The 18,486-nt window shown below is 68.6% G+C and carries 14 protein-coding genes; 6 read left to right on the forward strand and 8 right to left on the reverse strand.

Features of this window, described 5'->3' with window-relative positions; translation table 11 throughout:
• Positions 1-22 precede the first annotated feature (22 nt).
• Positions 23-871, forward strand: a complete 849-nt coding sequence (locus AAID08_RS25255) for a GNAT family N-acetyltransferase (RefSeq protein ID WP_395757053.1) — start codon at positions 23-25, stop codon at positions 869-871.
• A gap of 54 nt (positions 872-925) precedes the next feature.
• On the opposite strand, the gene dcd is transcribed toward AAID08_RS25255, so the two are convergent.
• The 4 genes from dcd to apbC all read right to left on the reverse strand — a co-directional run bounded on the left by dcd (position 926) and on the right by apbC (position 8,402).
• The gene (gene dcd, locus AAID08_RS25260) at positions 926-1,489 is read right to left on the reverse strand and encodes a dCTP deaminase (protein WP_006385856.1); all 564 of its coding nucleotides are present in this window, start codon (positions 1,487-1,489) and stop codon (positions 926-928) included.
• Positions 1,490-1,581: 92 nt separating this feature from the next.
• Positions 1,582-5,361: a translocation/assembly module TamB domain-containing protein gene (locus AAID08_RS25265; RefSeq protein WP_395757843.1), complete on the reverse strand. Its 3,780-nt coding sequence runs from the start codon at positions 5,359-5,361 to the stop codon at positions 1,582-1,584.
• A gap of 56 nt (positions 5,362-5,417) precedes the next feature.
• Positions 5,418-7,310, reverse strand: a complete 1,893-nt coding sequence (locus tag AAID08_RS25270) for an autotransporter assembly complex family protein (RefSeq protein WP_144655559.1) — start codon at positions 7,308-7,310, stop codon at positions 5,418-5,420.
• Between the two features lie 3 nt (positions 7,311-7,313).
• Complete coding sequence (apbC, locus tag AAID08_RS25275) at positions 7,314-8,402, reverse strand: iron-sulfur cluster carrier protein ApbC (RefSeq protein WP_395757054.1); 1,089 nt, start codon at positions 8,400-8,402, stop codon at positions 7,314-7,316.
• A gap of 101 nt (positions 8,403-8,503) precedes the next feature.
• Here apbC and AAID08_RS25280 point away from each other — a divergent pair, with 101 nt between their 5' ends.
• Together AAID08_RS25280 and metG are read left to right on the forward strand one after the other, a co-directional pair.
• Positions 8,504-8,779 (forward strand): hypothetical protein, encoded by a 276-nt coding sequence (locus tag AAID08_RS25280; protein WP_395757055.1) that lies wholly within the window; start codon positions 8,504-8,506, stop codon positions 8,777-8,779.
• Between the two features lie 221 nt (positions 8,780-9,000).
• Entirely contained in the window at positions 9,001-11,067 is a 2,067-nt protein-coding gene (gene metG, locus AAID08_RS25285; RefSeq protein WP_395757056.1) for a methionine--tRNA ligase, read from the forward strand.
• 87 nt (positions 11,068-11,154) lie between these two features.
• Here metG and AAID08_RS25290 read toward each other — a convergent pair whose 3' ends face one another.
• The 3 genes from AAID08_RS25290 to AAID08_RS25300 all read right to left on the reverse strand — a co-directional run bounded on the left by AAID08_RS25290 (position 11,155) and on the right by AAID08_RS25300 (position 13,534).
• On the reverse strand, positions 11,155-11,892 hold the full coding sequence (locus AAID08_RS25290; RefSeq protein ID WP_395757057.1) for a sulfurtransferase: 738 nt from the start codon (positions 11,890-11,892) through the stop codon (positions 11,155-11,157).
• Between the two features lie 97 nt (positions 11,893-11,989).
• On the reverse strand, positions 11,990-12,784 hold the full coding sequence (locus AAID08_RS25295; RefSeq protein WP_064528616.1) for an META and DUF4377 domain-containing protein: 795 nt from the start codon (positions 12,782-12,784) through the stop codon (positions 11,990-11,992).
• Positions 12,785-13,003: 219 nt separating this feature from the next.
• Positions 13,004-13,534: an META domain-containing protein gene (locus tag AAID08_RS25300; protein WP_054500634.1), complete on the reverse strand. Its 531-nt coding sequence runs from the start codon at positions 13,532-13,534 to the stop codon at positions 13,004-13,006.
• A 253-nt stretch (positions 13,535-13,787) separates the two neighbouring features.
• Here AAID08_RS25300 and AAID08_RS25305 point away from each other — a divergent pair, with 253 nt between their 5' ends.
• A complete protein-coding gene (locus AAID08_RS25305) occupies positions 13,788-14,951 on the forward strand; it encodes an acyltransferase (RefSeq protein WP_332909708.1) in 1,164 nt (387 codons plus the stop codon).
• Here the strand turns inward: AAID08_RS25305 and AAID08_RS25310 are convergent.
• A complete protein-coding gene (locus AAID08_RS25310; RefSeq protein WP_054500632.1) occupies positions 14,932-15,273 on the reverse strand; it encodes a helix-turn-helix domain-containing protein in 342 nt (113 codons plus the stop codon). The genes AAID08_RS25305 and AAID08_RS25310 overlap by 20 nt on opposite strands.
• Before the next feature lie 732 nt (positions 15,274-16,005).
• On the opposite strand from AAID08_RS25310, the gene AAID08_RS25315 reads away from it, so the two are divergent.
• Both AAID08_RS25315 and kch read left to right on the forward strand, forming a co-directional pair.
• Positions 16,006-16,821 (forward strand): response regulator transcription factor, encoded by an 816-nt coding sequence (locus AAID08_RS25315; RefSeq protein ID WP_064528617.1) that lies wholly within the window; start codon positions 16,006-16,008, stop codon positions 16,819-16,821.
• A gap of 441 nt (positions 16,822-17,262) precedes the next feature.
• A complete protein-coding gene (kch, locus tag AAID08_RS25320; protein ID WP_395757844.1) occupies positions 17,263-18,462 on the forward strand; it encodes a voltage-gated potassium channel protein in 1,200 nt (399 codons plus the stop codon).
• Positions 18,463-18,486 lie beyond the last annotated feature (24 nt).

An 18,486-nucleotide genomic window follows, 5' to 3' on the forward strand; every position in this document is an offset into this window, starting at 1 on the left:
ATCCCTTCTTGCGGAAAACCTCATGCGCATCCTGGTCAACATCGACGTGCCCGATCTCGAGGCGGCCATCGACTTCTACCGCCGCGCCTTCGGCCTGGCGCTGCATCGCCGCCTCGGTCCCGCGGCCGCCGAAATGCTGGGCGCGTCGGCGCCGATCTACCTGCTGGAAAAGGCCGCCGGCACGCCCGCCGCGAGCGCCGCGCGGCAAGCGCGCGACTACGCCCGCCACTGGACGCCGGTGCATCTGGATGTGGTGGTCGACGACGTCGACAGCGCTGTCGAACGGGCAGTGGCGGCGGGCGCCACGCTGGAGGATGCCCCGGTATCGCACGACTGGGGACGCATCGCCCACCTGAGCGATCCGTTCGGTCATGGCATCTGCCTGCTGCGGTTCCTGGGCCAGGGCTACGACGCGCTGGCGGCGGGCGCGCTACGCGACGTGCCGGTCACTCCCGCGGATTTCGAAGCCCTGCTGGCCATCCGCATCGAGGCCATGCGCGAGAGCCTGGAACGCCTGGGCCGGTTCGACCCCGAGCGGGCCCGCGCGCGCCTGCGCGATACCTTCCGGCCGGATCACACCTGGATCATCGAGCGCGACGGCGCGCGTGTCGGCTTCTATGCGCTGCGTCCGGACGGCGACGGCCTGCGGCTGGATCATCTGTATGTGGTGCCCGCGGCGCAGGGGCTGGGGGTGGGCGGCCAGGTGCTGGGCCGCTTGCTGCAGGATGCCGACCGGCGTGGCCTGCCGGTCAGCGTGGGCGCGCTGCGCGGCAGCGACTCGAACCGCTTCTATCGCCGCCACGGCTTCGCGCAGGTGTCGGAAAGCGAATGGGACATCGAATACCTGCGCCCGGCGCCAGGGCGCTCCTGACGGGCGTTCAGGCATGGCGGGGCGCGCCGGGCGGCGCCCCCCCGCGGCTGACGATCAGGTGCGCGGCAACGTCACGCCGCGCTGGCCCTGGTACTTGCCGCCACGGTCGGCGTACGAGGTCTCGCAGATCTCGTCGCTTTCCAGGAACAGCATCTGCGCGCAGCCTTCGCCGGCGTAGATCTTGGCGGGCAGCGGCGTGGTGTTCGAGAATTCCAGCGTGACGTGGCCCTCCCATTCGGGTTCCAGCGGCGTCACGTTGACGATGATGCCGCAGCGGGCATAGGTGCTCTTGCCCAGGCAGATCGTCAGCACGCTGCGCGGGATGCGGAAGTATTCGACCGTGCGGGCCAGCGCGAACGAGTTGGGCGGGATGATGCAGACGTCGCCCTTGAAGTCCACGAACGAGCCTTCGTCGAAGTTCTTGGGATCGACGATGGTGGAATTGATGTTCGTGAAGATCTTGAATTCGTCGGCGCAACGCACGTCGTAGCCGTAGCTGCTGGTGCCGTAGCTGACGATGCGCCCGCCATTGGCCGTGCGGACCTGACCCGCTTCGAAGGGTTCGATCATGCCGGCTTCGGCCTGGCGGCGGATCCAGCGGTCGCTTTTGATGCTCATGGTGGCGAGAGTGCTTGGGGAAATGGAATGGGCGTCATTTTATCCCGAGCGCGCCGCCCCGTCCCCGAACGGGAACGGAACGGCCACGGGCGTCAATCGCCGAAGAAGGTGCGGTACACGAGCGCGATGCCGTTGACCGAGCCGCCCTTCAGGTCCAGCGACAGGCCGCGCGCCAGCCGGTAGCTGGCGCGGCCGACCGTGTCACTGCCCGCCAGCGCCTGCTCGACGCTCAGCGTGATGCCGTTGGCGAACGACTTGCTGGCCACCAGGAATTGCGTCGCCAACTGGCTGTCGCTGTCGCGGTTGACGTCGCCGGCCACGGTGCGGTCGGGCAGGATGCTGCCCGAGCTGCCCAGGTTGCCGGTGCGCACGCTGACGTCGTCCAGCCCGAACTGCTTGTAGAAGGGCTGGCCGCCGCCCAGCAGCGCCGTGCCCACCGACAGCAACAGCGCGGCGTCGCTGCCGCTTTCGTCCGGGCCCCGGCCCAGCAACAGCCACGACAGCTTCTCGACGTCGCTGACGTCAGGGTACGACACCAGGTCGATACGCGGACGCTGGGCAGTGCCCACCACTTTTACGCCCGCCTCGACCTGCTCGCCGGTGCGCAGCGCCTCGATATCCAGCAACGGGTTGTCCAGGCGGCCCTGGAAGGTCAGCGTGCCGCGCCGCAGCCGCAGCTTCTGGCCATAGGCCTCGATGCCGCCGCCTCGGGTGCGCAGCGCGCCCACGCCGGTCAGGCGGCCGTCGTTCAGCAGGATCTGGATCGACCCCAGCAGGCCGGCGTCCAGCCCCATGCCGGTGATGTAGAAGCGCGGCCCCATGTCGAACTTCAGGTTCATGCTGGTCTGCAGCGGGGTCGACACGGCGCCGGGATCGTCGCCCGCGCGGCGCACCTTGACGTCGTCGTCCAGCGACGGCACGCCCTGCAGGATCTCCAGGCTGAACCAGCCGGCGTCCGCCTTCAGGTCGCCGACGATGTCGATGCGCGGCATCGCGGCGTTCAGGTCGACGGTGCCGGACACCATGGCATAGCGGTCCGAGCGCTGCAGCGCCGGAAAGCGGTACAGCGTCAGGCGCACGTTGCCGCCGCCGTCGATCAGGTTCCATTGCCCCTTGGCCTCGGCATAGCCGCCCTTGGCCTCGGGGTTGGTGGTGATCCATTCCTTGGTGCGCCATTCGGCCGGCATCACGCGCAGCGAGGCCGGGAAACGCAGGCTGTCGAGCACCAGCTTGTCGCCGTCCAGCCGCGCCGCCAGCGTGCCGTCGATCAGGCGCACGCCGTCGTCGATGCGCACCACGCGCAGCTTGTCGCCGCGGATCGCGCCGCTGGCGCTCCACTTGCCATTGAGCGTGCCCTGGGCTTCCAGGTTGGCCTTGACCTGGCCGCCGACCTCCATGGAGTCGCCGACGAACAGGCCGACCCAGGCCAGATCGGTGATATCCGCATCCAGCCTGGCGCGGATCGGCTGGCGCGGATCGAGCGCCATGCCGCCCTTGGCGTCCACCGCCAGCACCGCCGTGCCATTGCCGGCGATCTTGCCCATCTTGTCGGTCGCCAGGTCCAGCTTGGCGTCCAGCCGGCTGGCGTTGGCCGAGGTCGGCGTGGCGGTCAGGTCCAGCACCAGCGCCTTCACCCCCAGCGGCACCGGCGGGTCGCCCGGGATCAGCAGATCGCCGTCGCGCCGCGCGATGCGGGCGCGGCCGGCCAGGCGGCCGTCGAATTTCAGGTCCCAGGACGCGTCCAGCGCGATGCGGCGCTGGCTTTCCGCCACCGTAGCATTGACGCGCTTCGGTCCTTTGTTCATCTTGGCCGCGGCCTCCGGGTCGACGGCGGCGATCACCTGCCGCGCCATCGCGGCGGTGATGACCAGGTTGTCGGCCTGGCCGGCGGTTTCCCAGCGCTTGGCGTCGCCGCGCGAGCCCTTGTGCGCGATCGCCAGTTTTTCCTTGCCCGGCAGGGCCACCCCCAGCACGCTCTGCCCCACCTGCCACTGCCATTGCGGCGCCACCGCCGCCGGCAGGTAAGACAGCGTCACGGGCCGGTCGACCGAAACGGTGAAGCCGGCGCTGTCGGCCGTCAGGCGCGAAACCGTGCCGCGCCAACCGGTCAGGGCGGCGTCGGCCGCCCCCGGCGCGCCTTTGCCCCAGCCGCCAGCGAAGGCGAGCGTGGCCTGGGCCCGCGACTCGCCCAACACGCCGGGGCGCGGCTTGGGCGGGTTGTAGCCGGCGGTGATCTCGGCCTTATGGGCGGCGATGGTGCCGCCGAGCTTGCCCTTGAGGTCGGCGCCGCCCGGAATGCCGGGCCAGAATGCATCCAGTTGCGGCGCCTGCGCGTCCAGCGTCAGCGCGCCGTCGGCCCCGCCGATCTCGCCCTGCGCCCGGATCCGGTTGGCGCCGAGCTTGAGATCGACGTCCAGGCCGTGGATGCGCAGTCCGGCCAGCAGATCCGCGGCGGGTGTAGCGGCGTCGGGCTTGACGGCGGCATCGGGCGCATCGGGCGCATCGGCGGCGGGCCTGACCGCGGCATCGGGGGCTCCCGGCGCGGCATCTGGGCCCGACGCCACGGCGCTGGCGCTGGCCTGCGGGCCGGCGGCGGGCGCGGCGATATCCACCTGGGCCTTGACCGCGCCCGCCAGCGCCTGCTTGTTCCAGCGCGCGCCGTCTTCGAAGCGCAGGTCGATCGCGGCCTGGCGCAACTGGCTGAGGTTCTCGAACTCGGCGCTCAACTGCGCGCTGGCGCTGACGATCGCCGGCGGAATCGCGTCACCCAGCCAGGGCGACAGGTCCAGGCGCCGCGCCCCAACGGTGCCGACGATGCGGTCGCGGCCCGGCTGGCCGTCCACCGCCCGCAGGTCCAGGCGCGCCGACAGCGTCGACTGGTCCGGCAGCCGCGCCTCGGCCCGCGCGCTGCGCAGCACCAGCGGCGTGCGTGGCGCCAGATCGGCCATCACCTCCAACGCCAGGCCGGCGCCGGTGCCATCCAGCTTGGCCTGGATGCCGTCCAGCGAGCCCGCCGCATCGGCCTGCAACATCACCTGGCAGGCCGGCGCCGGCGGGCCGATGAACGCATCCGTGGTCTTGGCCGGGGCGCCCTCAGGCGGCGTGGCGGAGGACGGCTTGGCGCCTGCGGCGGCGGCCTTGGCGGTTTCCCCCTTGGCCTTGCCGGCCCGGGGCTTGGCCGCCTCGGACGCCTTGGGCCGCTCCTCTTGCGGTTTCGCGGGTGGCGCGAACTTGCCGCTCAACTGGTCGGCCTGGCACAGCGGCGACGCCGGCCCCGATCCGCGCGCCATCACGTCCAGCCGCGCGGCGAACGGCCAGGGGTCGGCCAGGCCCTGCAGTTCGGCTTGCCCGCTCAACTGCGCCTGGCCGATCTCATGGCCCACGCGCAGATTGGCGATGCGTAGCTGCGCGCCCTGTTTGCCGGCCGCGAACGTGGCGCTCAGGTCGCCCAGTTCGACCGGCAGCGGTTGGCCGTCCTGCAGCAGATGGAATTCACCCAGCGCCAACCGGTCCACCGCAATGTCCACCGGCAGCGCCGGCAGGCTGAAGGGTTCTTCGGGCTTGTCATCGGCCGGCGCGTCCTCGCTGGCGGTCAGGCCGATCTCGACATTCGTGGCCGAGAGTTCGCGCACATGCAGCAGCCGGTTGCCCAGCGCGCGCCAATGCACGCTCAGGCGCAGGTCGCTGATGTCGATACGCGTGCCGCTGATGTTCAAGTCGAGCCGCCCGACGTCCAGCCCGCGCAGGACCGAGCCGCGCACGTCCAGCGCCTGGCCGTCCAGTTGCTGGGCGGCGGTGGTCAGCAGCAGGCGCGATCCGGTCTGCGAGGCCAGCAGCCAGAACACGAAGCTGCAGGCCAGCACGGCCAGCATCGCCAGCCCGGGCAACCACCAGACCAGCACATGGCGCAGGAACCGGCGCAGCCCCGTCAAAACGCGATCCCCAGCGAGAAGTGCAGGCGCAGGTCGCGCTCGCGCTGGCCGTAGGCCACGTCCAGGAACAGCGGGCCGGCCGGCGTGCGCACCCGCGCGCCCACGCCGTAGCCGACCGCCAGCGACATGTCGCCGAACGACTGCGCCGCGTCGCCCGCATCGACGAACACGCCCATGCCCCAGCGTTCGTTGAAGTAATGGTCGTACTCGATGCTGCCGACCACCAGCGTGGGCGCCCCAACGATGGCCTTGTCGCGCTTGAGGCCGATGCTCTGGTACTTGTAGCCGCGTATCGAACGCGCGCCGCCGGTGCGGAAGCCGAAGTCGTCCGGCACCTGGACATTGCCGTTGGCCCAGACGCGGCCGACCTCGCCGCGCACGGTCAGCACGTCCAGCTTGCCGATCGGCCACCACTTCTGGGCACGGAAACGCGCTCGGGTGTAAGGCTCGCCGGTATCCAGCGTCACGCCCACGCCGCCGCCCAGCGCGATCAGGTTGCCCTCGCGCGGATCGTACTTGTTGTCCACGTCGCGCCGCAGCCACTCGCCGGTGGCGGTCAGCGTGGGCAGCGAATATTCGTCGCCGCCGTCGATCTTGACGTCATCGTGCGCCAGCAGCAGGCCCCAGCGGGTTTCGTAGGTGACCCGGCTGTCGCCGGCGCCCTGGCGCTCCTGGCTGCGGGTGGCGCCCAGGGCATAGCGGGTCACCGCCAGGCCCTGGATGTCGGAATGCTGCGCCAGCACCCCGACGGAATCCTTGTAGCCGCGCTCGGTCGGGGGCAGCAGGATGTCGGTGTAGACGCGCTGCTGCAGCCGGTCCACGCTGAACCCCGACTCCATTGTCACAGGCTGGCCGAACACCACGTTCTGGCGGTAGAGCGATTCCAGCCGCACGCCGGCTTCGTCGTCGACGCCGATCGAGGCCGAGAAACGCTTGGGCGGCGCCTCGACCACGCGCACCTGCACCGGCAGCGTCACCTCGCCGTCGGAATCGTAGGCGGGCGGCGCCGGCGGCATGGCGCCGGACACCACCGGATCGCCCGCAGGCGCGGCCTCGGCGGCGTTGGCCGCGCCCGGCGCGCGGGCCCGGTCGGACAACGGCTCCGTCGTCTGCGCGTCGCTGCCCGGCTGCCGCAACGCCACGAAGGCGCCGCGAAAAAAGGCCGTGGACTGCAGGTCCTGCTGCCATTCGTCCAGGCGGTTCTGGTCATAGGGCGAACCCGGCGAATAGCGCACGTAGCGGGTGATGAGCTTGGGCGGCACCCGCTCCAGGCCCTCGGTGCTCAGTTCGCCCATGCGCACCTGCGGCCCGCTGTCGATGGTGACGCGCAGGGCGGCCGAGGCCGTGTCGGCCTGCACGTCGGCCTCGGAGGCCGTCATGCGGGCCAGCATGAAGTCGCGCACCGAGGTCTCGTCCAGCAGGGTGGACTTGGCCTTGTTCCAGTCGGCGTTGATGAACGGCTGGCCCGGTTTGAGCAGCCAGTCGTCGCGCAGCTTCTGCACGCGCTGCGCGTATTCCGGCCGCGTGATGCGGCCGGTGAAGGTCAGGTCGACCGACGACACCGTGGTGCGCTTGCCCGGCACGATGCCGATGTCCCAGGTTTCGCCGCCGATGTCGGTCCCTGCCTCGAGCGTGACGGTGGGCGAGAAGTAGCCCTGGGTGGCCAGCGCGGCCAGCGTGGCGTCGCGGGCGCGGCGCCGCAGGCGGTTGATTTCGCCGCCGTCCTGGTCTTCAGCCAGGCGCGCGATGGCGCCCACCGCCTCGGTGATCGCCTGCAGCGCCGCCGGCGGCACGCCGCCGGGGTCCACGATGATTTCCGGGCGCTTGGCCACCGCCTCGCCCGCCACTACGCAAAGTCCAGCCAAGAAGGCCCGGGCCGCCCACCGCATGCGTTACGACGGCTGCTGCACGACGATGGACGGGAATTTCCCGGCCATGTCACGGGGCAGCGCCGCAACGCCGGCCGCGAGTTTACGGGCGATGGCGCGGTACAGGCCCGCCGCTTCGCTGCCAGGATCGGCCACCACGGTGGGGGTGCCGGCGTCGGTCAGCTCGCGGATCGCCAGCGTCAACGGCAGGCTGCCCAGCCAGGGCGTGCCGTACTGCTCGGCCATGCGCTGGCCGCCGCCTTCGCCGAAGATGTGCTCGGCATGGCCGCATTGCGAGCAGATGTGAATGGCCATGTTCTCGACCACGCCCAGGATCGGCACCTCGACCTTCTGGAACATGCGCAGGCCCTTGCGCGCGTCCAGCAGCGCGACATCCTGCGGCGTGGTGACGATGACCGCGCCCACCACCGGCACCTTCTGCGCCAGCGTCAGCGCCACGTCGCCGGTGCCCGGCGGCATGTCGACGATCAGGTAGTCCAGGTCGCGCCAGTTGGTCTGGCGCAGCAATTGTTCGAGCGCCTGGGTCACCATCGGGCCGCGCCAGATGGCGGGCGAGTCGGCATCGATCAGGAAACCGATGGAGTTGGCCTGCAGGCCATGGCCGGTCAGGGGCTCCATGCTTTTGTTGTCCAGGCTCTCGGGACGGCCCGAGACGCCCAGCATGGTCGGCACGCTGGGGCCGTAGATGTCGGCGTCCAGCAGGCCGACCTTGGCGCCCTCGGCGGCCAGGGCCAGCGCGAGGTTCACGGCCGTGGTGCTCTTGCCCACGCCGCCCTTGCCGGAGGCGACCGCAATAATGTTGCGCACATTGGGCAGCGGCTTGAGCCCCTTCTGCACGGCATGCGCGGCCACCTTCCAGGACACGCTCACCTGGGCGCCGGGCGCGCCGGCGGCGGCCAGCGCCGCCACGGCGATCTCGCGCACCTGGTCGCGGACGGCGTCGGCCGGATAGCCCAGTTCCAGCGCCACGGCGACGCGGCCGCCATCGATCTGGATGTCACGATCTCTTACAGATACACCCAGGTCCAGGCCGGTATTGGGGTCGTGCGCGGCGCGCAGGGCGGCGCGCAGGTGTTCTATCGTTATACTCATGTCACTATGGTTCCGTAGGCAGCGCGGCGTCTGCGGGCCGCCATCCCCTAAAGGATAGCGGATACACGGGAACCTTTCGCTGCGTTTTGCATCCGACCTACATGACCAATACTCTTATCCGCTTCTTCCGAGCCGTCTTATTCGCCGCCCTGGCCCTGATCGGCATGGCAATGGCGCTGGTCTTCATGCTGTCCACGGCGATCGCCGTGGCGATCCTGTACGTGGTCGCCAAGGTGCGCGGCAAGCCTTTCGGCGTGCGCGCCTACTGGAGCCAGCGGCAGGGTGACCGTCCGGGCCCGTTCCAGTCCGCCACCGCCCCGTTCGCCACGCAGCCGCGCGGCGACGTGATCGACGTCGAGGCCCGCGAGATCCGCTGAGCGCGGCATCGCCGGCGCCCGCCGCCTCCCGCGGCGGCCCGCGCCGCGCGCTCGTGGCCGAACGACCGGCTCGCTGTTCCCCAACCCGCCTGGCGCCCGCGTGCGCGACCGGCGGGTTGTGTCGTTTCAAGGGGCCCGTCCCCCGCCCTGCGGGCGCATCGCCGCCATTGCCCTAAAATGGCCGGCCAACCCATTTTTCCCCTCAACCTCGACCGACAACCATGTCTCGCACCCTCTTTGTCACCACTGCGCTGCCCTACGCCAACGGATCCTTCCACATCGGCCACATCATGGAGTACATCCAGGCCGACATCTGGGTTCGTTCGATGCGAATGGCGGGCCACACGGTGCACTTCGTGGGCGCCGACGACGCGCACGGCGCGCCGATCATGCTGAAGGCCGAGAAAGAAGGCATCACGCCGCAGGCCCTGGTGGCGCGCTACGCCGCCGAGCGCCCGCAGTACCTGAACGGCTTCCACATCCGCTTCGACCACTGGCACACCACCGATTCGCCCGAGAACGTCGCGCTGTCGCAGGACATCTACCGCGCGCTCAAGGCGCAAGACCTGATCGAGACCCGCTCCATCGAGCAGTTCTACGACCCGGTCAAGGGCATGTTCCTGGCCGACCGCTACATCAAGGGCGAATGCCCCAAGTGCCACGCCAAGGACCAGTACGGCGATTCGTGCGAGGTCTGCGGCGCCGTCTACGCGCCCACCGACCTGATCAATCCGTACTCGGCCCTGACCGGCGCCACGCCGGTGCTGAAGTCGTCGGATCACTTCTTCTTCAAGCTGTCGGATCCGCGCTGCGTCGAATTCCTGCAGCAATGGACCACCGGCAGCAACGCCCACGGCGGCAAGCACCTGCAGCCCGAAATGCTGGCCAAGACCCGCGAATGGCTGGGCGCCGAGGACGGCGAGGCCAAGCTGGGCGACTGGGACATCTCGCGCGACGCGCCCTATTTCGGCATCGAGATCCCGGACGCGCCGGGCAAGTACTTCTACGTCTGGCTGGACGCGCCGGTGGGCTACCTGGCCTCGCTGAAGTCGTACTGCGCGGTCAAAGGGCTGGACTTCGACGCCCTGCTCGACCCGGCCGGCAGCACCGAGCAGGTCCACTTCATCGGCAAGGACATCGTCTATTTCCACGCGCTGTTCTGGCCCGCGATGCTGAAGTTCGCCGGCCGCAAGACGCCGGACGCGGTCAATGTGCACGGCTTCATCACCGTCAGCGGCGAAAAGATGTCCAAGAGCCGCGGCACCGGCATCTCGCCGCTGCGCTACCTGGAACTCGGCATGAACGCCGAGTGGATGCGCTATTACATCGCCGCCAAGCTGAACGCCCGGGTCGAGGACATGGACTTCAACCCTGAGGACTTCATCGCCCGCGTCAACAGCGACCTGGTCGGCAAGTACGTCAACATCGCCAGCCGCGCCGCCAGCTTCATCACCAAGCACTTCGACGGCAAGCTGGCCTATGCGGGCGACACCGCCGCGCTGTCGGCCGAATACGCCGCGCAGGCCGAGTCGATCCGCGCCGCCTTCGAGGCGCGCGAGTACAACCGCGCCATCCGCGAGATCATGGCCTACGCCGACCGCATCAACCAGGCGTTCGACACGGCACAGCCGTGGGTGTTGGCCAAGGGCATCGCCACCGCCGACGAGGCGCAGAAGGCCGCGCTGCAGGACATCTGCTCGCGTTCGCTGGCCGGCTTCAAGGCCCTGTCGGTGATGCTGGCGCCGGTGCTGCCGGCCCTGGCCGAGCGCGTCGCGCGCGAACTGTTCGCCGCCGAGGCCGACTTCACCTGGGCCGACGCCGCCGTGCTGCCGCAGCGCGTGGCGCCGTTCAAGCACCTGATGCAGCGCGTCGAGCCGCAGATGCTGGAAGACCTGTTCGAGCCGCCCGCCGCCCCCGCCGTGGTCCCCGGCGGCGAGCCGCTGGCCGAGACCATCTCGATCGACGACTTCGCCCGCGTCGACCTGCGCATCGCGCAGATCGTCAACTGCGAGCACGTCGAAGGCTCGACCAAGCTGCTGCGCCTGACGCTGGACGTGGGCGAAGGCCGCCACCGCAACGTCTTCTCCGGCATCAAGTCGGCCTACCAGCCCGAAGACCTGATCGGCAAGCTGACCGTCATGGTCGCCAACCTGGCGCCGCGCAAGATGAAGTTCGGCGTCTCGGAAGGCATGGTGCTGGCCGCCAGCCATGCCGACGAGGCGGTGGACGCCGGCATCTACGTGCTGGAGCCGTTCCCCGGCGCCAAGCCCGGCATGCGCGTGCGCTGATCCGCACACCCGAGCCATGCGAAAAAGCCCGCAATCTGCGGGCTTTTTTTCATGCGGCGGCGGCGCGCCGGTCCTCGCGGGACGGAATCAATTCTTGCTCGGCGCCAGCGCCGGGTCGAGCGAGATGCGCTCGTCGAACACGAAGCACTTGCCGTCGAACCCCGGGCCGCCGGTTTCCTCGAAGTACTTGAGGATGCCGCCGTCGAGCTGGTAGACGTTGTCGATGCCGGCTTCGTTCATGTAGATGGCGGCCTTCTCGCAGCGGATGCCGCCTGTGCAGAAGCTGACCACGGTCTTGCCTTCCAGCTCGGCGCGATGCGCCTGCACCGCCGCCGGGAACTGCGTGAAGCGGTCGATGCGCCAGTCGATGGCGTCGCGAAAGGTGCCCTCGTCGACTTCAAAGGCATTGCGCGTATCCAGCATGACCACCGGACGGCCGCTGTCGTCGGTCCCCTGCTCCAGCCAGCGCGCCAGCGTCTTCGCATCCACACCCGGCGCGCGGCCGGCCTCGGGCCGGATCGCCGGGTGGTTCATGCGGATGATTTCGCGCTTGATCTTCACCAGCAGCTTGCGGAACGGCACTTGCTCACTGTGGCTGAACTTCACTTCCAGGTCGGCGAAGCGGGCGTCGCCGCGCAAGCCGCGCAGGAAAGTGTCGATGCCATCGGCCGCGCCCGCCAGGAACAGGTTGATGCCTTCCTCCGCCAGCAGGATGGTGCCCTTCAGGCCCGCCGCCCCGGCCTCGGCCAATAGCCGCGCGCGCAGCTCGGGCAGCGCGTCCAGCGAGACGAATTTGTAGGCGGCGATATTGACGACGGAAGACATGGCAAAGCGGGGCGAAAAACGGCGAAGGCCGTAATAGTAATCGCTGCCCCGCGCGGCCCGCTTGTCGCGGGTCAAGCGCGGGCCCCGCCCTCCCGGCTCAGCGCCGCACGATTTCCTGTTCCACCACCGTATCCAGCACCCAGCGCAGGCCCGAGGCGTCGGCCGGCGGATTCGGGTCCCTGACCTCGACCACGCGCAGGCGATAGCGGATGCCGGGCTGGAAATTGAAGCCGGTGATGTCGCCGTACCAGAGCTGCCACGGCTGCGTCGGCGTGTCGCGCACCTGGTAGCACATGGCGCGGCCGGCGCCGGCGTTGCACGGCACGCGTTCGGCGTTGACGTAGACCAGCTTGGTCGCGCCCACCTGGCCGCCGGCGACCGGATCGAGACGGCGGCCAAAATCCAGCGTGTCGCCGTTGCTCAAGGCCCAGGTCATGCGCTGCGGATTGCTGGTGTTGTCGAACGAGGTGGCGGTGATGCGCGTCAGGCTGGCCAGGAATTCCTGTTCGAGCTTCATGTTGACCGGCGCGCAGGCCTTCATCGTCGCCACGGGGTTGGACGGGATGATCAACTGGCCGTTGGCGACGGTGTAGGGCGCGCTGTAGGTATTGCAGCCGGCGAAACCGGTGGCCCGCGTGGCGCCCTGGTCATGGATGAAGCCGATGGTCAGCGGCACCGAATTGGAGGACGGATGCGGGATCTCGCGCAGCGCGCCGCCGGGGCGGGTCCAGCGCGCCAGGTCCCAGTTGGTCTGCGCCAGCACGTCGGAGGCGGCGGCCGGCTGGAAGCGCGGGTCGCGTCCGTCGGCGGTGCGTGGCGGCGCCGCGCAGGCCGCCAGCGTCAGGCCGAGCGCGCAAGGCGCGATCCAGCGCCAGGAAGTGGACAAGGACATGCAAATCTCTCCCGCAAGAAACCAGGATGCGCGCCGCGGCGCGCCCGCCGGACGGCCGGCAGCGCCAATTGTAGGCGCGGCACGGCCGCCCGCCCGGCGCCGGAAAACATACTGAAACACCTGCACATTCCCTGGAGGTCACGGGAAGGGCGCGGTTGCCTCGGTCCGCTCCGGGGCGCCATCCACGTCCTGGACGGGCGCCACGCACGGGATCCGGCGTCAGGGCGTCGGCGGGTCCTGGCGCCGCTCGAATTCCAGCACGTCGCCACCACGCAGGTTGAAGGTCAGGTGGCGCGGCGCGCCGCCGCTGTCCAGCGTGAACGTGTCGATCGCGCCCAGCCCGCGCAGGTAGTCGCTTTCGAGCGCGGCGCGGGCCGCCGGCACGCACGCCATGCGCGTGGCGGCGGGCGCGTCGATCGCCAGCTTGCCGCTTTGCAGCTTGTAGCTGCCCATGTAGCGATTGCAGCCCGAAAAGCCTTCGACCCGGTATTGCTTGCCCTGCGCCAGGAAGGTCAGGCGGATCGGCTCGCCGTTGTCGCCATGCGGAATCTCGCGCAGGGCGCCGCCGGACTGCGTCCAGCGCACCAGCTCCCAACTGGTCTGGGCCAGTGAATCCGCGCTGCTGGCCGCGTTGGCGGCGGCGGCGCCCTCGGCGCGCGCGCCTCCGGTCGATCCGGCGCAGCCGGCCAGCGCCATGGCCAGCATTCCGGCGCCGACCAGGCGGCAAGGCGTAGACAGGAAGGTAAACATGGACAGCACTCCTGAAAAGACACAGCCTCGACTGTAACCGCATGGGCTCAGCACGTCCCGTGCCCTCCTCCCGACAGCCGAATCCCAAAGCTGCACGCGGGGCGAGGCGCGCTACGCCGCGCGCTGGAAGGGGTGCATCGTATGCCGCATGGCGGCGGGCCGCCGTGGCGCGCAGAATCGGCTGACGCCTCGCGCCCGGCCGGCAACGGCCCGGCTGACGACCAAGACAATTTCCGGAGACACGGCGATGGGCATGCTGAGAACTTTGCTGGCGCTGTCCGTCGTCCTGGATCACCTGGGCGGCGGCGCGACCGACTGGCTGGTGGGCGGGCGCCTCGCGGTGCAGCTTTTCTACGTGATATCGGGCTTTCTGATCTCCTATGTGCTGACCGCCACTGACCACTACCGCGACGCGCCCGGCCGGTTCTACGCCAACCGCGCGCTGCGCCTGTACCCGATCTACCTGGCCGTGGCCGTATTGACGCTGCTGGCCTATGCCGTCGGCGGCGAGGGGTTCTGGCGCGTTTACGACGGCCTGCCGCTGGCCGCCACGCTGTTCCTGGCGCTGTCGAATCTGTTGATCCTGGGCCAGGACTGGCTGATGTTCTTCGGTATCGACCACGGCGCGCTGGCCTTCACCGGCAGCTTCGCCCGCAGCGACGTGCCGCTGTACCAGGGCCTGCTGGTGCCGCAGGCCTGGACGCTGGGCGTCGAGATGAGCTTCTACCTGATCGCCCCCTTCGTGCTGCATTCGCCCCGGCGCCTGCTGGTCCTGCTGGCGGCGTCCCTGGCGCTGCGCGTGGCGCTGATCGCCAGCGGCATCGGCCTGAGCGACCCGTGGACCTACCGCTTTTTCCCCACGGAACTGGCGCTGTTCCTGGCGGGATCGCTGTCGCACCAGATGCTGCTGCCGCGCTGGCAGGCCTGGAGCCGCCGCGTCGCCTGGCTGCCCGAGCTGGGCACCGGCCTGCTGACGCTGTACGTGCTGGTGCATTTTTCGATCGGCATGCCGCATACGCTGCGCGACGGCCTCGCGGTGCTGCTGTTCGCGGCGCTGCTGCCGCTGGCCTTCCTGTTCCAGGCGCGCCATCGGCTGGACAAGGCCATCGGCGAACTCAGCTACCCGATCTACATTGGCCACGCGCTGGTCATTCTTTTTTTCGGCTGGCTGCTCGACGGCGCGCAACTGCGCCAGCCCGCCATGTTCACGGCCCTGGTGGTGACCGGCTGTATCGGCTTTGCCGCGTTGCTCAACAGCCTGATCGCCGATCCGGTGGAACGCCTGCGCCGGCGCCTGCGCACGACGCAGCCGCCAGCGGCGACGGACGCGGGCAACGCGCCCGAAGCGGCGCGCAGGAAAACGCCGCGACGGCGCGCCGCCGCCACCGCCGTGGGGACTATTCGCCGCGCGCCTTGATGTAGGCCGCCAGCACCTGTTCGATCTGGCGCTTTTCCTGTTGGCTCAGGCGCGCATAGGTCGCGTACGACACCGTCTCGAACGGCCAGGGCGGCTGCTCGGGATGATTGCTCGCATTCATGGCGGGCTCGGCATAACCGGGGTTGAGCATCGGCCCTTCGCCGGTGCTGAGCCACATGGGATTGACCCGCAGCGCTCGCGTCAGCTTGATGAGCGCGTCGCTGGAGGGCTGCTGGCGTTGGCCGCTCTCATAGTTGCCGATAGCGCTTTGCGACAGGTTGCTCGCGACCGCCAAGTCTTTCTGTGTCCATCCCTGAAGCATTCTTGCAGTGCGCAGACGATGGCTAAACGTGTCCAATCGATCAACCTGAGACATTAATATGAATTTATTTATTTGATTAAAACATCTCAATACTGCCGCCAAAGAAAGGGATTACACCCCAATTCCGGGGCTAATCCGTAAATCGCTGCGCGCTCCGCCGCCCGTTGCGGCGCGCCACCCGCGGCCAGCGCCAGGACCTGCGGCGGATCAAAAAAACCCCTTGCTATCATCGGTTTGCGCGCTGGCGTCGCCCCCGCTCCCGCCCGCCTCCTCCAAGGTCCGCAACCGCCAGGCCGGGGATTAAAAGCCGGCCCGAGTTTATGGGTATTCACCGATTAAAAATAGAAAATAATGTATCGGTAATACTTAATATTTTATTGTCGCAACTGCATAAAAAAACAGTGTTTCAAGGGCTTCGCGGGGTTATGCGGCGAGACCACTGTTACCAGCAGAAACTACAGAAACGTATCTTCACAAAAAAACACGCCCGTGTTTAAATGAAACACGGGCGTGACTTCCATGCGGAATCGGATCATCGGCGGCCTGCGCGCAGCGCGCTCAAGCCAGGCGCCGTCTCAGACCCCGACCGTAGCCTCAGCGGGCCGTGGCCCCGGCACGGATCAACAGTTCAGACCTTCGCCCGCCATCAGACAACATCGCCAGATGCCGCCACATCATGGCGCAGCAGAGGGAGAGGGGCATGACACGCAACGCAGGCGCAGGCGGGCATCCATGAACAATACGCTGGACGTCATCTTTCTCGGCCTGGAAGACGCCAGGCATGCCCGGCTGGTCGAAGCCCTGTCGCACCTTGGATTCAGCGTGCGCCGCTGCCATGACCTGGCCGACGTCTACGACCGCTATTCCCGGCGCCCGAGCCCGCTGATCATCCTGGAAGCGCCGCTGCCCGACATCCACAATGCCGCCGTGCGGTTGCGCGCCATCGACCGCGGCCTGGGGATCGTTGCGATTGCGCCCTTCGGCAGCGAAGAAAGCCGCATCCGCACCCTGCTCTGTGGCGCCGATGCCTGCCTGCCGCCCGATGTCACCGGCCTGGAACTGGCGGCCGTGCTGCAGGCGCTGGTGCGGCGCGCGGTGGGCCTGGACATGTCCGACCATATGGCCGACAGCGCCGCCGACGAGCCGCAGCAGGAAGCCTGGCGGCTGGTCAACAAGGGCTGGACGCTGATCAGCCCGAGGGGCTACAGCCTCGGGCTGACCACGGGAGAACGCGATTTTCTGACCCGACTGGTGAATGCGCCAGACCGCAAGGTCAGCCGCGATGCGTTCTATCCGGACGGCGCCGAGGACGCCGACGGCGCCATCACGCGGCGCCGCTTCGTCGACGTCATGATCAGCCGGCTGCGGCGCAAGGCGGCCGCCAATCACATGACGCTGCCGATCCGCGCCGTGCATGGCTGGGGCTATATGTTCGCGGCGGACATCACGCTGGAACTGGAACCGCGGGAGGGGGGAGAGGAAGGTCGTCCGGAAGGACAGGGAGACTGGCGCCGCTACACGCTGGATGCGAACGCGCCCTCTTACTGATACGCTACGGGCCAGGCGGCTGGCGCCAGGCGAAAAAAACGCGGCGCTGCCCCGAAGGTAAGACGCCGCGCTAAAACAACACGTGAGCCTGGAGTCATCAGCCGGCACTGATGCCTTCTACCTAGATCACGCGATTCCAACATTCGTGCCTCGTACAACTCACGCACGGGCTAGCCGTGAGCCCGGTTGGGGTCTCTAGTCCCCGCCCAAGCTGCAGCGTGATTAACGCCCGGGGATTTCGTCCGCCCTAGCAGCTGGCGGGCTAGTCGCCCGTATCAGCGGCGTTCCTTTCGGATAGCCGCGTGATGAACGAAGTTTAGGACGTCGGCCGCAATTCAAGTAATTCTTTGTTGATAGCCTTCTATACATATTGGATATAGCGAGCCTCGCGCCCAGGCCGATAGAATGCCGTCAAAGGACGCCCCCGCCATGCCCCCTCTGCTGACCCGCGCCGCGCGCAGATTGCGCCGCACCATCGCCCTCGTTCCGCCCAACTGGTGCCTCGCCATCCTGGTGGCGCTGGATGGATATGCCTTCATGCATCCGGTGCTGCGCGAAGTGCGCGCCCGCGAGTATTCCTTCTGGCTCGCGCTCGACAACTGGCATGACGTCATGCGGGTAGTCGGCCTGCTGGAGATCCCCCGGCTGGTGCTGGGCGTGGGCCTGCAGATCATCGCGCTCGGACTGATCCTGAAGGCGCGCATCGCCTGGGCGTTCTCGCTGGTGCTGCTGATCGGCATCGGCACCTTCGCCATCCTGGGCCACGACGGCCGAGCCGGGCTGGGCATCTATACGCTGGTGCTGGTGGTCGCGCTGATCGCGTACTGGCGCCGCTTCGACCGCGCCAGCGTCACCGCGGGCTCGCTGTTCGCGCTGGTCAGCATGGTGTCGCTGCTGATCTACGCGGTCTTCGGCACGCTCTACATGGGCGAGGAATTCAATCCGCCGATCAGGGACGCGGCCACCGCCCTGTACTTCTCGATCGTCTCGATGTCGACGGTGGGCTATGGCGACATCACGCCGCACAGCAACGCGGCGCGGCTGTTCACCGCGTCGATTATCATCCTTGGCATCACCGTCTTCGCCACCTCCATCAGCGCGATCGCCGGCCCGGTGATCGGCGGCAACCTGAAACGGCTGGTCAAGGGCCGGTTTTCCAACGCCATGAGAAAAAACCACATCATCATCGCCGGCGCCACTCCCCTGGCCATGAGCGTCTACGACGGCCTGCGCCGCCGAGGCGATGAGGTCACGGTCATCGTTCCATCCGGTACGCCGCAGGAATACCCGCCCGCCACCGACCTGATCGAAGGCGACCCGTCCAGCGTCGAGGTGCTGCGCAGCGCGGGCGTGGCCCGCGCGCGCTACGTGCTGGCGTTGCGCGAGGACGACGCCGAGAATGCCTTCATCGTGCTGGCCGCCAAGGAAGCCACCGGTGACCAGGGCGCCAAGACCGTTGCCCTGGTCAACACCAGCAAACACCTGGAGAAAATCCGCCGGGTGCAGCCGGACCTGGTGTTCTCGGTGCAATTGCTCGGCGCCGAGCTGCTCACTCGCGCCATCAATGGCGAGCCGCTGGACAGCCAGTCGATCACCGAACTGTTCTTCGCCAAAGCCGCGCCGCAGGCCAAGGCCGGCTGAGGCCTCCCCTTGCGGCGAGGGCGC

The sequence above is a fragment of the Achromobacter sp. EB05 genome, assembly GCF_044232075.1.
GTDB lineage: Bacteria > Pseudomonadota > Gammaproteobacteria > Burkholderiales > Burkholderiaceae_B > Achromobacter > Achromobacter dolens.

Coding starts and splice junctions, on each gene's coding strand:
- AAID08_RS25255 (WP_395757053.1), top strand. CDS start 23: ATGCGCATCCTGGTCAACATCGACGTGCCCGATCTCGAGGCGGCCATC.
- dcd (WP_006385856.1), bottom strand. CDS start 1,489: ATGAGCATCAAAAGCGACCGCTGGATCCGCCGCCAGGCCGAAGCCGGC.
- AAID08_RS25265 (WP_395757843.1), bottom strand. CDS start 5,361: ATGCTGGCCGTGCTGGCCTGCAGCTTCGTGTTCTGGCTGCTGGCCTCG.
- AAID08_RS25270 (WP_144655559.1), bottom strand. CDS start 7,310: ATGCGGTGGGCGGCCCGGGCCTTCTTGGCTGGACTTTGCGTAGTGGCG.
- apbC (WP_395757054.1), bottom strand. CDS start 8,402: ATGAGTATAACGATAGAACACCTGCGCGCCGCCCTGCGCGCCGCGCAC.
- AAID08_RS25280 (WP_395757055.1), top strand. CDS start 8,504: ATGACCAATACTCTTATCCGCTTCTTCCGAGCCGTCTTATTCGCCGCC.
- metG (WP_395757056.1), top strand. CDS start 9,001: ATGTCTCGCACCCTCTTTGTCACCACTGCGCTGCCCTACGCCAACGGA.
- AAID08_RS25290 (WP_395757057.1), bottom strand. CDS start 11,892: ATGTCTTCCGTCGTCAATATCGCCGCCTACAAATTCGTCTCGCTGGAC.
- AAID08_RS25295 (WP_064528616.1), bottom strand. CDS start 12,784: ATGTCCTTGTCCACTTCCTGGCGCTGGATCGCGCCTTGCGCGCTCGGC.
- AAID08_RS25300 (WP_054500634.1), bottom strand. CDS start 13,534: ATGTTTACCTTCCTGTCTACGCCTTGCCGCCTGGTCGGCGCCGGAATG.
- AAID08_RS25305 (WP_332909708.1), top strand. CDS start 13,788: ATGCTGAGAACTTTGCTGGCGCTGTCCGTCGTCCTGGATCACCTGGGC.
- AAID08_RS25310 (WP_054500632.1), bottom strand. CDS start 15,273: ATGCTTCAGGGATGGACACAGAAAGACTTGGCGGTCGCGAGCAACCTG.
- AAID08_RS25315 (WP_064528617.1), top strand. CDS start 16,006: ATGAACAATACGCTGGACGTCATCTTTCTCGGCCTGGAAGACGCCAGG.